Source organism: Psychrobacter sp. L7, from assembly GCF_002810365.1.
Taxonomy (GTDB): Bacteria; Pseudomonadota; Gammaproteobacteria; order Pseudomonadales; family Moraxellaceae; genus Psychrobacter; species Psychrobacter celer.
The window spans coordinates 299181-313813 of the sequence record NZ_NEXR01000003.1; the positions used below are offsets into that span (position 1 = coordinate 299181).

At 48.6% G+C, this 14633-nt stretch carries 11 protein-coding genes and 1 riboswitch; of the genes, 4 read left to right on the plus strand and 7 right to left on the minus strand.

All coding sequences use genetic code 11. From position 1 onward, the window contains the following. Window positions 1-59 precede the first annotated feature (59 nt). Both CAP50_RS04985 and CAP50_RS04990 read right to left on the minus strand, forming a co-directional pair. Window positions 60-1361, minus strand: coding sequence for an MFS transporter (locus CAP50_RS04985; protein ID WP_100749231.1), 1302 nt, complete (start codon window positions 1359-1361; stop codon window positions 60-62). Window positions 1362-1563: 202 nt separating this feature from the next. Beyond that, window positions 1564-3207: a phospholipase D family protein gene (locus CAP50_RS04990; protein ID WP_100749232.1), complete on the minus strand. Its 1644-nt coding sequence runs from the start codon at window positions 3205-3207 to the stop codon at window positions 1564-1566. Between the two features lie 529 nt (window positions 3208-3736). On the opposite strand from CAP50_RS04990, the gene CAP50_RS04995 reads away from it, so the two are divergent. The 4 genes from CAP50_RS04995 to CAP50_RS05010 all read left to right on the plus strand — a co-directional run bounded on the left by CAP50_RS04995 (window position 3737) and on the right by CAP50_RS05010 (window position 7720). Beyond that, window positions 3737-5026 (plus strand): O-succinylhomoserine sulfhydrylase, encoded by a 1290-nt coding sequence (locus CAP50_RS04995; RefSeq protein ID WP_075101099.1) that lies wholly within the window; start codon window positions 3737-3739, stop codon window positions 5024-5026. 94 nt (window positions 5027-5120) lie between these two features. Continuing rightward, the gene (locus tag CAP50_RS05000) at window positions 5121-5450 is read left to right on the plus strand and encodes a YbaB/EbfC family nucleoid-associated protein (protein ID WP_075101100.1); all 330 of its coding nucleotides are present in this window, start codon (window positions 5121-5123) and stop codon (window positions 5448-5450) included. A gap of 182 nt (window positions 5451-5632) precedes the next feature. After that, the gene (gene recR / locus CAP50_RS05005; protein WP_075101236.1) at window positions 5633-6226 is read left to right on the plus strand and encodes a recombination mediator RecR; all 594 of its coding nucleotides are present in this window, start codon (window positions 5633-5635) and stop codon (window positions 6224-6226) included. A 180-nt stretch (window positions 6227-6406) separates the two neighbouring features. Beyond that, a complete protein-coding gene (locus CAP50_RS05010; protein WP_241900653.1) occupies window positions 6407-7720 on the plus strand; it encodes a ribonuclease D in 1314 nt (437 codons plus the stop codon). Between the two features lie 55 nt (window positions 7721-7775). On the opposite strand, the gene CAP50_RS05015 is transcribed toward CAP50_RS05010, so the two are convergent. From CAP50_RS05015 to gcvT, 5 genes are all read right to left on the minus strand, one after another. Further along, window positions 7776-8450, minus strand: coding sequence for an esterase/lipase family protein (locus CAP50_RS05015; protein ID WP_100749234.1), 675 nt, complete (start codon window positions 8448-8450; stop codon window positions 7776-7778). A 161-nt stretch (window positions 8451-8611) separates the two neighbouring features. Then, window positions 8612-11509, minus strand: a complete 2898-nt coding sequence (gene gcvP / locus CAP50_RS05020; protein WP_100749235.1) for an aminomethyl-transferring glycine dehydrogenase — start codon at window positions 11507-11509, stop codon at window positions 8612-8614. Window positions 11510-11592: 83 nt separating this feature from the next. Next, window positions 11593-12351, minus strand: a complete 759-nt coding sequence (locus tag CAP50_RS05025; protein ID WP_100749236.1) for a nitroreductase family protein — start codon at window positions 12349-12351, stop codon at window positions 11593-11595. Window positions 12352-12647: 296 nt separating this feature from the next. Beyond that, entirely contained in the window at window positions 12648-13028 is a 381-nt protein-coding gene (gcvH, locus tag CAP50_RS05030; RefSeq protein WP_075101105.1) for a glycine cleavage system protein GcvH, read from the minus strand. Between the two features lie 67 nt (window positions 13029-13095). Further along, on the minus strand, window positions 13096-14280 hold the full coding sequence (gcvT, locus tag CAP50_RS05035; protein ID WP_100749237.1) for a glycine cleavage system aminomethyltransferase GcvT: 1185 nt from the start codon (window positions 14278-14280) through the stop codon (window positions 13096-13098). A gap of 178 nt (window positions 14281-14458) precedes the next feature. Further along, a riboswitch (glycine riboswitch) is annotated at window positions 14459-14616 on the minus strand. Between the last annotated feature and the right edge of the window lie 17 nt (window positions 14617-14633).

A 14633-nucleotide genomic window follows, 5' to 3' on the forward strand; every position in this document is an offset into this window, starting at 1 on the left:
CCGTATGAATGGTCCAAAAAACTAGAAAACAGCCGTGGCTGTACCTCGTTAAGTTGTAACTAGATCACATGCTCAATCTTTTTAAACTCGGGCAAGTTGTAAAAATAAAGGCCCATGATGATACCGATAAAACCGATAAATGCAACGTAGAGAGCCGGAGAGAAACTCACTAGAGTCGTGGCATAGCCGAGCCCAAAAGGGATTGAGATACCGACGATGCCGTACGTGACATTATAACAAAGTGCCATACCAGTTAGGCGTACATTGGTCGGAAACAGCTGTACCAAAATAGCTGGCATCATGCCAATAATACCTGAGCAAAAGCCTAAGAGGGCGTACATGATCAAGATATAATCGCCACCAGCGTCTAAATGATAAAAGAAAGCAAAAATCATGGCGATAAGTAGTGCGGAGCCTGCGGCAAGAATTTTACCAAAGTTTTGGTAGTTCGATAAAATCCCATAAAAAACACAGCCAAAAATCATAAACACAATGCCCAGACTGTGTGAAAACCCAAACAAGTCCGCATCTAGGTTAAAGCGCAGCTTGATCAAATCGGGCAGTAAAATGACAACGACGGTGGTGATGCTAGAGATGATTAAGGTCAAAATCATCCCAATAAAGACTGAGTGTTTGCAGTGCTTAGACAGCAGCGTCAAGGGTTTGGCGACATAGTTTGGTGGTTTTGATGCTAGCATGGCCGTAAAAAACGGCGTTTCACTGACCAAGCGCCAGGCCAATAGCGGCAAAAAGCTCAGTATGGCTGCCACAAAAAACGGTAGTCGCCAGCCATAGTCGACCAATTGCTCAGTGGTCATAACGTTCGACAACCACATAAAAAACGCATTTGAAAACAACACACCCACAAAAAAACTGGCCGTGACATAACTACAAGCAACCGACAAATACTGACGGGGCACGTGCTCGGCCACAAATACCCAAGCCAAGGGCACATATAGACCAAATGCCATTCCTTGTATGAGCCGCAGCAAGATAAACAAAGCAGGCGATATCAGTCCCCACTGTGCATAGGTCGGCAAACAAGCCATGACTAGCAAACTAATGGCACTGACGAGCATAGTGACGAGCAAAGTAAACTTACGCCCTTTGATATCTCCATAGCGTCCCAGCAAAACACCGCCGAATGGACGAGCAAGATAACCGACGGCAAACAGTCCTAACCCTTGTAGCCGAGCAACATTGGGATTGCTATTGACGGGGAACAGCGCCGACGCCACGATATCTGAGATATATAAATAAATCAAAAAATCAAAAAACGCGACGGCGCTACTAAAGCAAATAAACAATACCATGTTTCTATCTTTAGTAGACATCAGGGCATATTGAGAACGAGTAGGCATAGTAAATCACGCATCCACACCACAAGCTAATGTGGTCGTTAAGCCGATTATCCTCTAGATAATCCGCATGATAAAAACTGACACTTCCAGATAAAAAAGGGAAGCGTCAAGACAGTCATATTCAGAGTGTTTCGCTTAAGTGTTTCGCTATTTTTGGCCCATTGAAATAATTATCGAGTGCATAAAAGCCCCCGCCCGAGTACTACAATAACCAATCAATCGGCAACCAAGACATGATGGTCAGCCAGATATGGTCGCTCATGTCGACTCGCGGCTCTGAGTCGTACACTACCTTTTCGCCGTTTTCCATGGTGTGCCACTGCAGGCGACCGTTATCTAACAGCTTTACCTCATAAGCTTGATTGAGCAAGTCATCACTGAGCGCGCCATGCAGCTGTCTTGCCAGCTCGTCGTCGTTGATGATCACGCCCATCTCGGTATTGATATTGGCAGAGCGTGGGTCGACGTTATATGAGCCGATAAACACTTGATAGTCATCAACGGCAAAGGTTTTGGCATGGAGGCTGGTTGAGGATTGACTGCGGGCTTTCCATAGCTTGTTTTCACGCTTTTCTTCACCAGCGGTGGATTTGAGCTCATAGATTTTTACGCCTGAGCGCAGCAGCGCTGGCCGCCACTGGCTGTAGCCTGAGTGCACAGCGGTGACATCCGTTGCATCAAAAGAGTTGGTCAAGATTTTGATATCGATACCAGCATTGGCCAGCTGTACTAAGGTGTTGACGCCGTCTTTGGTCGGGACAAAATAAGATGAGATGATGGTCAATTTTTTGGTCGGGCTGCCGAGCAGGGTACGCAGTTGATGCACCAAATTGGTATCGGCAGGGACGGCCTTGCTCAGCTTGCCGACATCATCACTCAAAAACTGCATGTCTGTCCAACGAAACGGCACCCGCTTGCTCACTAAGTCCTCATCTATGGTCGACTCTTCAATCGCTGCTTTATAGACGGTCAAGCTGCTATTGGCATGGTCTTTTTCATCTTGACCAATCTTGTCCAGCGCTGCCAAAAAATCAGTGGCTGCGCCATCGCCAAGGGTCGCGAGCGTTTCGATGTCAAACGACAGCGGCGACGACCAATAGCTGGCAAAACTATTATCAATATCGGCCACGACTTTGCCGATGAGCAAGACATCCAGATCAGCAAACTGGCTATTTTGATCGTTACTTAGGTATTCATTGCCGATATTACGTCCACCGATGATGGTAATCTGCTTATCAAAGGTCATACTCTTATTGTGCATGCGCCGATTGATTCTAGGCAGGCCTGTGACGTAGTTTAGGATTTGAAACTTACGGTGCATCAAGGGGTTGATGATGCGTACCGCGATATTTGGATGACTGGCAAAGCGCAATAAATGCTGATCAAATTCAGCATCGTTATTAAAATCATCAAGTAGCAAGCGCACGATTACCCCGCGCTCAGCCGCTTCCCACAAGTCTTTGAGCATTAGCTGGCCGGCTTGGTCATTGTGCCAGATATAATACTGGGCATCGATGTTGCGGGTGGCCATACCCGTCAAGATGCTGCGAGAGGCAAAGGCATTGGCTCCAGTGACAATCGGGTGATAGCCTGATAAGTCTGGGTGGATATCGTTTTGTTCGCTGATGGCGGCGACCAAATCTGTTTGCTTGGCATTAGATGATAGTGTTTGCTCGGAGGGTTTGCTGTTTTTTGCTTGATACAGTGCATGGATGCGTGCAGACAGCGCTTGGCTTTCGGGCAGGTGCGGCTGCTTGGGTAGGCTCTGACAGGCGCTCAGTCCCAATGTCAGTCCGAGGGTTAGGCTCAGTGAGAAGTTGGCTGGATCTATACTAAACATCGACATGACGGATTTACCTTAATGAGCCTGTATTTACGGATTAAGTCGTTTGCTGGGTGTGGTCGGACAGCGACCTTATCGTTACGCTGTCTATGACCACAAAAAATAGAGGTTTTGAAATAATAGCATTGATTAGCAAATCGATAATAGTACTGCGTCAGGTAAAATCTGAGCTTAACTCGAAATCGACGCTAAGCTTAGCAGTTGTTGCTATATCTGCCTATTATAAATACGTTATTTTTGTTAAATGGCTCAGCGTGTTGTAGCGTCTCTCCAAGGTGATAGTGGGTCTGCTACGCGCTCGTATGCCGCTGGACTGAGTATGCAAAAATACGATTTAGCTGACCTTTGAAACCAGATGTTTGGAATAAGTTGACATGCTATGATAAGGCGGATAGGTAAGTTCGACAAAGATATGCCGTCACTTTACCAATCACCCCTTATTAATTTAAGGCGTGCCCTCATCAGCCCGTGCAGATGATAATCGACTGAGTGGAGGACACGCCCCAGTACTCACCAAGGCAATGGAAGATATATGAGTCAGTCGCACACGCAGGATGATAAAAAATTAAATACACTGGATCCAAACTGGCGCAGCGATGCGCTCGATTTAGGCCTTGATTATGGTATGCAAACCATCGCAGTACGAGCTGGGCACCATCGTACCGATGAAGGCGAGCATTCAGAGGCTATTTTTACCACCAGCTCCTATGTTTATGCGTCGGCCGCCGATGCTGCTGCGCACTTTAACGGTAGCAAAACAGGTAACGTGTACTCACGTCATACCAATCCCAGCGTGCGTACGTTTGAGCGGCGTTTGGCTGCGCTTGAGAATGGCGAGCGCGCGGTAGCCACCGCTTCAGGCATGGGCGCGATTTTGACCATGTGTTTGGCCTACCTAAAAGCAGGCGACCATCTGCTGGCGGCCAATCAGCTATTTGGCTCATCGATTGGATTGTTTAATAATTACATGACAAAGTTTGGGATCGAGGTCAGCTATGTCGATTGCTTCGATAATGACGCGTGGGCAAAAGCGGTGCAGCCAAACACCAAAGTGATATATTGCGAAAGCCCAAGTAATCCACTCGCGCAAATTTGTGATATTGGCTATTTAAGCGAGCTGTGTAAAGCCAATGGTATATTACTTGTCGTTGATAATTGCTTTGCGACGCCGGCGCTGCAGCGGCCATTAGATTTGGGCGCGGATGTAGTGATTCACTCGGCGACCAAGTATCTAGACGGTCAGGGCCGAGTGTTGGGCGGCGCGCTGGTCGGTAGTGATAAGCTGATGCAAGATGCCTTTACCGTGGTGCGCTCAGGCGGTATCAGTATGAGCCCGTTCAACGCGTGGGTCTTTACCAAAGGGCTTGAGACACTAAAGCTGCGTATGCAGGCGCACTGCCAAAACGCCAATCAAGTGGCAGAGTTTTTGGCCAATCATCCCAATGTTAGCACCGTGCATTTTTCAGGCTTAAGCGATCATCCCGCTCATGCGCTTGCCACGCAGCAACATCATATGCAAGGTGGCTACGGCGCTATTATGGGGTTTGAGGTGCAGCCGCAAGCCCGCTCTGATGCGGGTATCAGGGATGCAAAAGCAGCTGCTTGGCATGTGATAGACGCCACTCAAATGCTCTCTATCACCAATAATCTGGGCGATGCCAAAACCACCATCACTCATCCTGCCACCACCACCCATTTTCGCCTGAGCGCTGAGGCGCGCGCAGAAGCGGGTGTCAAAGACAGTCTCATTCGTTTGTCGGTTGGGCTGGAGGACGTGGCAGATATCATCAAAGATTTGGCGCGCGGCTTAGACAGTTTGTAAAGATAACGGTATAATCACCGTCAACGCATAAACGTGACGTGATGAAAACCGACGCATTACGTTACGTATTTCCATAAAATACCAAGAGGCGATTATGAATATTCAAGCATTGATGCAACAAGCACAAACGATGCAAAAGAAAGTCGAAGCAAACGTTGAAAACGCCAAAAAAGAGCTGGCTAACAAAGAAGTACAAGCAGAAGCGGGCAGTGGTCTGGTCAAAGTCACCATGACTGGTCGTCACGTGGTCAAGCGTTTGACCATCGATCCTAGCTTATTAGAAGACGAGCCAGATATGATCGAAGACCTCATCGCTGCTGCGATCAATGATGCAGTACGTCAAGCCGATGAGCTATATGAGCAAACCATGGCGAGCGCGACCTCAGGCATGGGTCTACCACCAGGTATGCAAGGCTTGTTTTAAATAGCTCAAGGGCAGGCTAAGCAAAGCAAGTATCTGGCATGGTTCTAAAAAAACATGTGAAATATAAAGCCTTTAGCCGCCAAAAACAGCACGCTGAACACAAAAATGGGGTTGTTATCGACACGATACGACCCCATTTTTATAGCTACGATTTATACATGAAGTTAAAAAAGGAAGACACTTTGCTGACAGCCAAATTCGATCAGCTGGTCAAACAGCTGCGTATCTTGCCAGGCGTGGGACAAAAAAGCGCCCAACGTATGGCGCTCCATTTGCTGACCAAAAAACGCCCGCAAGGCATGGCGCTCGCGCAAGCGCTGGATGAAGCAATGCGAGATATCGTTGAGTGCCAGCGCTGCCATAGCTTCAGTGATGAGGCGATTTGTCCATTATGCCAAGATCCGAGGCGTGATGATGGGCTGTTATGCGTGGTCGAAACCGCCGCCGATGTGATGGCGATAGAGCAAACGGCAGGTTACCGTGGTCGTTATTTTGTCTTAGGTGGCCATCTGTCACCACTAGACGGCATCAGTGCTGATGATTTAAATATCGATCAGCTGGTGTGGCGGGTCAAGCAGGAGCCAGTGGCAGAGCTGATATTGGCGACGGGTACCACGGTCGAAGGCCAGACCACCGCGCACTTTATCAGTGAAGCGGTCAATCGTCATGTCAGTAAAATCACTCGTTTGGCGCAAGGCGTACCGATGGGCGGCGAGCTTGAGTACCTCGATAGTATGACCCTCGGGCAAGCCATGCAAAACCGCTCGTTTTTATAGTTTTTTGCTACTGCGATGCCATGCAGGCTTTTTTTGTGAGACAAAACGCGGCTTGTGCCCATTTTAGGGTATGAAGTTGTTATAATTACAGGCTGGCAAGTTTTATTATTGTGCTTACTTTTCACTATCGTAAAACGCACTTGGCGTTTTATTCTCTCTTATCTATGCAGGTATCTGCCCGTGTCCAACCATATCTCAACCGCTGTTACTCCATCCAATCATTCAAAGCCTGCGGCTACCGCTGACGAGCCGGCGATGCCAGTCAATACCGGCGCAGGGTCAGTAGACCTGCCGCCTAAGCCTGACATCGATGCTTTATTAGACATCGCAGAAGACGCCGATGTGACATGGGTACGTGAGCAAGAGGGTTTGGCTGACGTGATAGAGGCGTTGGCGACGTGCGGGCGCGTGGCGTTAGATACCGAGTTTATCAAGCGTGATACCTACTATCCGCGTTTGGCTTTGGTGCAGCTCAACACAGGCGATCATATCTATCTATTAGACGCACCGCGACTACAATTGGACGAGTTTTGGCAAGCGTTGATGAAAGTGGATGTGGCGATTTGGCATGCCTGCGGCGAAGATTTGGGTATTTTTTATCTGTTGTCTGGCTGTCCGCCTCTCACCAATATCTTTGATACGCAAATTGCACTGTCGTATTTGACGGGTCAATTACAAATGGGTTATCAGCAAGCGCTTGATGACCAGTTAGACATGCATATCGATAAAGAACAAAGCCAGTCTGACTGGCTACAGCGTCCGCTATCGGATGAGCAAGAGCAGTATGCGATAGACGACGTACGGTTTTTGCCCGCGCTTTATCTAAGTCTTGAATACGAGCTAAAAAAGCAAGATCTCTTTGACTATGTATGGGCGGATTGTCAGCTTTATGCCAGTGACTTGTATGACGCGCAGCATGTGGCCGACGATGAGATGTATTTAACGATGGCGGATTATCGTTATACCTCTGAACAGATGGCGATACTACAGGCGGTGGCGACATGGCGCGAGGAGCTGGCGCGGGCGACCAATCAGCCGCGTACCTTTGTCATAAAAAAACAAGCGGTACGTGAAATTATCACCGAAAAACCCAGCAGCATGCGCGAGCTTGCGCACAAAACCACCATGCACCGCAGCATGCTACGCCTCTATGGTGAAGAGCTGCTCAAGGTGATTAAGGAAGCCAAAAACCTGCATCCTGCTGAGCATCCTGCCTGCTTGCTACCGCCATATCGCTCTAAAAACAAAGTCCTATCAAAAGCGGTGCAGCAAGCGATCGATACGCACGCAGAAAAAATCGGTGTGCCTGCCAATGTCTTGATGCGCAAAAAATGGCTGGCGCAGCTCTATGAAATCATTGCCTTTGATAAAGACCTAACCGAGCTGCCAGAAGGCTTAAAAGGCTGGCGCAATGAGTGGGTGATGCAAACCTTGATACCGGTGATTAAAGGGCATAAAACCGAGCTACAGCAGGGTATGGGTATAAAAGCTTAAGATAATCTCATCTATGAGGTTTGGTTAGGCTTAGTGTTTTTAATGTCGAGCATTTTTAGCGTTTAAACTGTCCATGTCGTAAAAAATATTGGGTCTGCTCGGCGACCGCTTTGTCGACCAGCATCCCAGTGTGCGAGACGGGAAGGACGATGTGGTCAGTTGCGGCCGCTATTTTAGTTTCTTCTATATATACCGTGCCATCGTGTAGCAGATATTCTGCTGATGGCATGTTATCTGCCTGCCGCAGTTTGCGATTATGATACTGTAAAAACAACTGCCCTAAGCCATAAGGGCGATTACCTGCTATCACGCCTAAGGTAATATGCTCCGGTAACGGTGCGACGGTTCCATCTAGTGCATCGATGTAAGAGCGTCCCACCACAGCTGGGGTTAGGCGCCAAATATAATCTGCACAAACACTACCTAAATGCGGTGTCCCGAGCGTTATGCAACGCCCAATTTGCCATTGTGGATATTCAGCGACAAAATCACGAATAATCAAACCACCCAAACTATGACCGACCAAATCGATTGGCTCGTCAGGATAATGATGGTTTTCTAGCCAGTCATTTAATCGGGCACTATGAGTTTTGATGCCGTCACGCATACTGCGATAGCCAAATTGATAAGTATCAAATCCTGCTACTTGTAAGCGTTTGGCCAATGGTCGCATAATCCAAGCGGTTTGGTGCAGACCATGGATGAGAATAACTCGGTTTTTTTGTGGCATGCTGACTTCCATTAAAAATGATATCTATTAAAAACGTACGGTTAACAACTTGATGATATGAATAGTATAGCGCTAAATATCTCAAGCCAAATAAAAACCTCCAAATCAGCTACTGACTTGGAGGTTTGTTTTTATATCAACTGTTTATAGTTGTTTGCAAACTACATATAGTTTTCGATGCTTGGGCAAGAGCACATAAGGTTTTTATCGCCATAGGCGTCATCGACACGTGCCACACTTGGCCAGAACTTATGAGCGCGGATGTACGGCAGTGGGAATGCAGCGGTATCACGGCTATATGGATGCGTCCATTCTTCACTGGTAATCATCGCGGCAGTGTGCGGCGCATTGACCAATGGATTGTCTTCTAATGTCCAACCATCTTCGCCAGCTTTGGCCTTCATAGCCTCAGCTTTGATAGATTTAAGTGCACTGATGAAGCGGTCCAGTTCCTCGACAGACTCAGACTCAGTTGGCTCAATCATCAACGTACCCGCAACTGGGAAACTCATCGTTGGTGAATGGAAACCATAATCCATCAAACGCTTGGCGATATCGCTCTCAGTGATGCCCGTCTCTTCTTTTAGCGGACGGATATCGATGATGCATTCGTGCGCAACGCGGCCGTTTTTGCCCGTATAAAGAACAGGGTAGTGGTCTTGTAGCTGAGTGGCAACATAGTTGGCATTTAAGAGCGCAAGCTCCGTGGCTTTTAGCAGACCATCGCGGCCCATCATGGTGATATACATCCAAGAGATGGGTAAGATACTCGCTGAGCCATAAGGCGCTGCCGATACCGCTGAGCAGTCTTTTTGCGCGTTGTGTACAGGGCTTAGCGTATGGTTGGCCATAAAGGGGGCTAAGTGCGCCTTCATGCCGATAGGGCCCATGCCAGGACCGCCGCCGCCATGCGGGATACAGAAAGTTTTGTGCAGGTTCATATGTAGTACGTCAGCACCGACATCAGCAGGCTGCATCATGCCGACCTGTGCGTTCATGTTGGCGCCATCCATATAGACCTGACCGCCATGCTTATGAATCAAGTCACAAATATGACGAATGCCTTCTTCAAACACCCCGTGCGTCGATGGATAAGTAATCATCAACGCACCTAGGCTTGCGCTATGCTCTTCACATTTTGCCGTCAAGTCCTCAATGTCTACGTTACCGTTTTCGTCAGTTTTGACGACGACGACTTTCATGCCCATCATCATGGCCGTTGCAGGGTTGGTGCCGTGTGCCGACTGCGGGATCAGACACACATTACGCTCTGTTTCGCCCAATGATTCATGGTAGCGGCGAATGGCAAGTAGGCCTGCGTATTCACCAGAAGCACCTGAGTTTGGCTGCATCGATACATCGTCAAAGCCGGTGATGGCTTTTAGCTGATCTTGTAAGCTATCGATCATGGCGATATAGCCGGTGACTTGGCTGCGCGGTGCAAAGGGGTGCACGTTGGCAAATTCAGGCCAAGTAATCGGTAGCATCTCACTGGTGGCGTTTAGCTTCATGGTACAGCTGCCAAGTGAAATCATACTGCGGTTCATCGCCAAATCTTTGTCTTCTAGCGACTTTAGGTAGCGCAGCATTTCGTGCTCGGTGTGGTGCGAGTTAAACACCGGATGGGTCAGGATGTCATCGGTACGCAAGTGCGCGCTATCGAGTGACACGCGGGCTTCTGCTGGCAAGTCATGCGCTTTACTGACAAACAACTGCGTTAGCGCCTTAAAGTCTTGCGCGTCGCTGGTTTCACTAAAGGCCACGCTCAGCTTGGTCGTACCTAGACGCCATAAGTTGTAGCCGATGTTTTCTGCGTTTTCAAAGATTTGGGTGGCCAGCTTTTCTGAGCCGCAATCGATGACCACGGTGTCAAAGAACTGCTCATGCACCACGGTAAGATTGCTGTCAGCCGCAGATTTGATCACATCAGCAAAGGCAGTTGCAAACGCATGGATGCGAGTGGCGATACGTTTGACGCCGCCTGGACCATGATAAACCGCGTACATACCTGCAAGGTTGGCGAGCAATACTTGTGAGGTACAGATGTTTGAGTTGGCTTTTTCGCGGCGGATATGCTGCTCACGTGTCTGCAGTGCCATACGTAGCGCGGTATTGCCTTGCGAATCTTTTGACACACCAATGATACGGCCAGGTGCTGAGCGCTTGGCTTTGTCAGAGAAAGCAAAATAGGCGGCGTGTGGACCACCAAAGCCCATTGGAATGCCAAAGCGCTGGGTACTACCAAGTGCCACATCTGCGCCCATATCGGCTGGTGACTTTAACAACACCAAGCTCATGATGTCGCTGACGACGCTGACGTAGGTTTTGTTTTTCTTGACCGCGGCGATGACGTCGGTTAAGTCTTTTACATCGCCCTCAACACCGACGTATTGGAAAATCGCGCCAAAGTAGTCGCCTGATTTGGCGGTTTCAAAATCACCGACGATGACCTCCCAACCGAAGTACTTGGCACGAGTATTGATGACATCTAGGGTCTGCGGATAGATGCGCTCATCCACAAAAAACTGGTTGGATTTGCTTTTGCTCACGCGCTTTGACATCGCCATCGCTTCTGCCGCAGCCGTCGCTTCATCAAGTAATGACGCGCCTGCCATCTCCAATCCTGTCAAGTCGATACATACTTGCTGGAAGTTAAGCAATGCTTCTAGGCGACCTTGGGCGATTTCTGCTTGATAAGGCGTATAAGCGGTATACCAGCCTGGGTTTTCTAGCACGTTACGCTGAATGACTGCAGGCATACGTACTGGCGAGTAGCCTTGACCGATGTAGCTTTTGTTTACCGTGATGTCGTCTGCCATGGTGCGTAGCTTGGCAAGTGCAGCATGCTCACTCATCGCGATTGGTAGCTCAAGCGCTTTGTGCAAGCGCACAGGCTCAGGCACGGTATCGTTGATAAAGCTTGCCATATCTTGATAACCAACGGCGCTGAGCAAGTCAGCTTGTTTGGCATCGTTTGAGCCTAAATGACGATAGACAAATTCAGCTTCGTTAAATAATCCTTGGAAGGTATCAAACGTTGGGTTTTGAGAGATAGTCATGACATTCCTTGGTTAAGGGAGTGGTAAAGGAGATGGCTAAAATAACGGATATTAATAGCTAATATTAATAACTAATGACGGGTTTAGACGTAATGAACAAATTGAGCTTGATCAAAGCGAAACTGGGTGTTGTAAATACCATTGTCAGCGCGCTCGCCTGCGCCAATCATCATGACGATATGGTGGTCGTCGCTTAAACCTAATAGTCGCTTCATCGCAGGTTCATCAAAGCCGCCCATTGGACAGCTGTCAAAGCCATGTGCACGTAAAGCTAGCATCAGATTTTGGGCGGCAAGAGCGGTATTGTTGGTGGCCCAGTTTTTGGTGTCTTCAAAGGTATAGTAAGGCGACTTAATTGGCCCTTTGAGGCGTCTTGCGACCTGAGTTGCACCCCATTTGGCTACAGAGACGATGTTGGCAGGGCCACGCAAAAAGTCTAAAGTGACGATTTTGTTGTAGTAGTCTTTTACCTTTTTTGGGACAGGTTTATCAGGGTATTCACGCAATATCTGCTGGGCGTGGTCTTGCCATACGTCAGTACGCGCCACCACTGCAATGAGACGCGCTGAGGTTTTTGCCGCGTTTTGGTTCATGCAGTTTTTTATCGCACGTTTGCGTGTGTCTGCATCATCGATGACATAAAACTCCCACGGCTGCAGATTGCTTGAGTTGGGTGCCAGCATGGCCAGACGCAGACAGTCTGCCAGTACGGCATCTGGTATCGGTGTGTCAGTGAAACGACGCACCGAACGACGAGACTCTACGACGTCACAAAACGCCTGTAGCGTCGCTGTGCGATCGAGTGTGGCAATGCTGGTTTTTTTGTCATTGTCAGGGGTCATAAGAGAGTCCATGCTGAGGATTGAGTGACCCACTTGCGCATCATCAAAGCGGGGCTGGGGCTATAATTGCGAATCGCGTCCGCATCTAACAAGTAAATCGTCGCGATAAATCAGATTATTACCAATCAGAACCTATCAGATTGTTTAGCAGTCGTGTTTTTGCCGCTGTGTTTTTCAAAGCGGCTTAAAAACGGTCTAACAGTAGGATAAACAGATACCAGCTGCCGCCAGTATCCGCCGTGTTGCTTATATAAATTTAAACAAAGACTGAGTAGAAAGATATAAATCTGAGTAGATTACAGCTCGTTTTCGTACTCTTCAGCAGTCATCAATGCTTCGTAATCGGCGATGTTGTCCGGTTTGATTTTAAAGAACCAGCCTTCACCGTACGGGTCAGAGTTGATGATTTCTGGATCATCTTCTAGTGCTTCGTTGATCGCAACCACTTCACCTGAGATAGGCGCATAGACGTCAGAGGCTGCTTTTACAGACTCGACCACAGAGATTTCGTCGTCGACGGCGAGGATGTCGCCTACGTCTGGCAATTCGACAAATACCACGTCGCCGAGTAGGTCTTGAGCATGGTCAGTGATACCAACAGTGATCGTACCGTCTTCTTCTAAACGCAGCCACTCGTGACTGGCGATGTATTTTAGTTCTGCTGGGATGTTGCTCATGGGGTCTCTCCTAAGTGAGGATGGTGAATAAAATAATGGACGTTAATGATAAAATTTATCAGCGATATCAGTCAAACTGCTGTTTGCCGTTACGGACAAAAGGGAGTTTTACGACGCGCACATCGACGAACTTGCCTTTGCCGCGCAGGTCGACCTGTACGCTATCTTCATCTGATAAACTGGCAGGCACGCGTGCAATTGCGATCGAGTTTTTTAGGCTAGGGGAGAAGGTACCGCTGGTGATGATACCGGTTTGCTCATTGTCTGTGCCTTGGTTGATGGTCACGGTCATGCCCTCACGCAAGACGCCGCGGGTGGTCAGTAGTAAGCCGACTTGTTTCATGGCGGTGTTGTCATCTTTTGCTTGTTGACGCTTACTGACTAAGGCATCACGACCGATAAAGTCGCGCTCATCTTTTAGCGCCAGCGTCCAGCCCATGTTGCACTCATACGGGCTGGTTTCTTCGTCCATGTCGTGACCGTAAAGGTTCATGCCCGCTTCCATACGCAAGGTATCACGCGCGCCAAGGCCAGCAGGTTTAACGCCATTAGCTTTTAATTGCTCAAAGAATGCTGGCGCATCATCACCATGCATGATGACCTCGACGCCATCCTCGCCTGTATAACCGGTACGAGCGACAAACCAATCTGCGCCTTCGATATCGGTCAAATCAGCGCCGACAAAAGGCTTTAGGCCTGCTAACACATCAGCCCAGCCTGGTTTTGCTTGTGTAAGTTTTTCGACCGCATTGGGGCCTTGTACGGCAATCATGGCCAGCTCTGGGCGCTCGGTGATGCTGATGTCAAAACCTGCTGCGACTTTGTGAAACTGTGCCATGTCTTTATCACGGGTGGCCGCGTTTGAGACGATGCGATATTCGGTCGCGTCTTCATTCATTAGGTAGACGATTAGGTCATCGATGATGCCGCCTTGCTCATTGAGCATGCCTGAATACAGCGCTTTGCCGACGGTTTTTAGTTTGGCGACATCATTGGCCAGTAGCTTTTGTAGCCATGCTTTGGCATCTACGCCTTTGATATCGGCGACGACCATGTGCGATACGTCAAACATACCGGCATCGGTACGTACCGCTTCGTGCTCTTCGATTTGTGAGCCATAATGGATGGGCAGCTCCCAACCAGAAAAATCCACCAGCTTGCCATCGCTATCGACGTGAGACTGATAAAGGGGCGTGCGTTTGGGGGCTGCGGTGTTTGTGTTTGGAGTGCTGGTATTGTGAGTATCGGTCATAACAAATCCTTATGGAGCATCAGCCGCATTTGATAATCAGTCGTAACTTATCAAAGTAGCAGGGCAGAGGTGCATTATCATAGTGAGTAGCAATCTTGCAGGGCGCAAGTATCGCAACCAAGGGTGGTACAAAAAATAGAGCAATCAGCCAAACAGACGCCAAACGTCGGTTTAAGCAAAAGCCCTATCTGTCCTGTCACCTGAGATTTTCAATACGGCACATCGTCGTGGTCTCTAAAGCCTTTGCTTTACTCTTGCCATCGCGATGCTGTCGCATTTTCTCCCCTTCGGTGGGTAAGGCGTCGTCCGTCCTTACCGCTCTCCAGATTTGTTATGCCTTATGTTTGTAGGCC

Excerpts from the sequence above, each read along its gene's own strand:
- CAP50_RS04985 (WP_100749231.1), bottom strand. The coding sequence starts at position 1,361 with ATGCCTACTCGTTCTCAATATGCCCTGATGTCTACTAAAGATAGAAAC.
- CAP50_RS04990 (WP_100749232.1), bottom strand. The coding sequence starts at position 3,207 with ATGTCGATGTTTAGTATAGATCCAGCCAACTTCTCACTGAGCCTAACC.
- CAP50_RS04995 (WP_075101099.1), top strand. The coding sequence starts at position 3,737 with ATGAGTCAGTCGCACACGCAGGATGATAAAAAATTAAATACACTGGAT.
- CAP50_RS05000 (WP_075101100.1), top strand. The coding sequence starts at position 5,121 with ATGAATATTCAAGCATTGATGCAACAAGCACAAACGATGCAAAAGAAA.
- CAP50_RS05015 (WP_100749234.1), bottom strand. The coding sequence starts at position 8,450 with ATGCCACAAAAAAACCGAGTTATTCTCATCCATGGTCTGCACCAAACC.
- gcvP (WP_100749235.1), bottom strand. The coding sequence starts at position 11,509 with ATGACTATCTCTCAAAACCCAACGTTTGATACCTTCCAAGGATTATTT.
- CAP50_RS05025 (WP_100749236.1), bottom strand. The coding sequence starts at position 12,351 with ATGACCCCTGACAATGACAAAAAAACCAGCATTGCCACACTCGATCGC.
- gcvH (WP_075101105.1), bottom strand. The coding sequence starts at position 13,028 with ATGAGCAACATCCCAGCAGAACTAAAATACATCGCCAGTCACGAGTGG.
- gcvT (WP_100749237.1), bottom strand. The coding sequence starts at position 14,280 with ATGACCGATACTCACAATACCAGCACTCCAAACACAAACACCGCAGCC.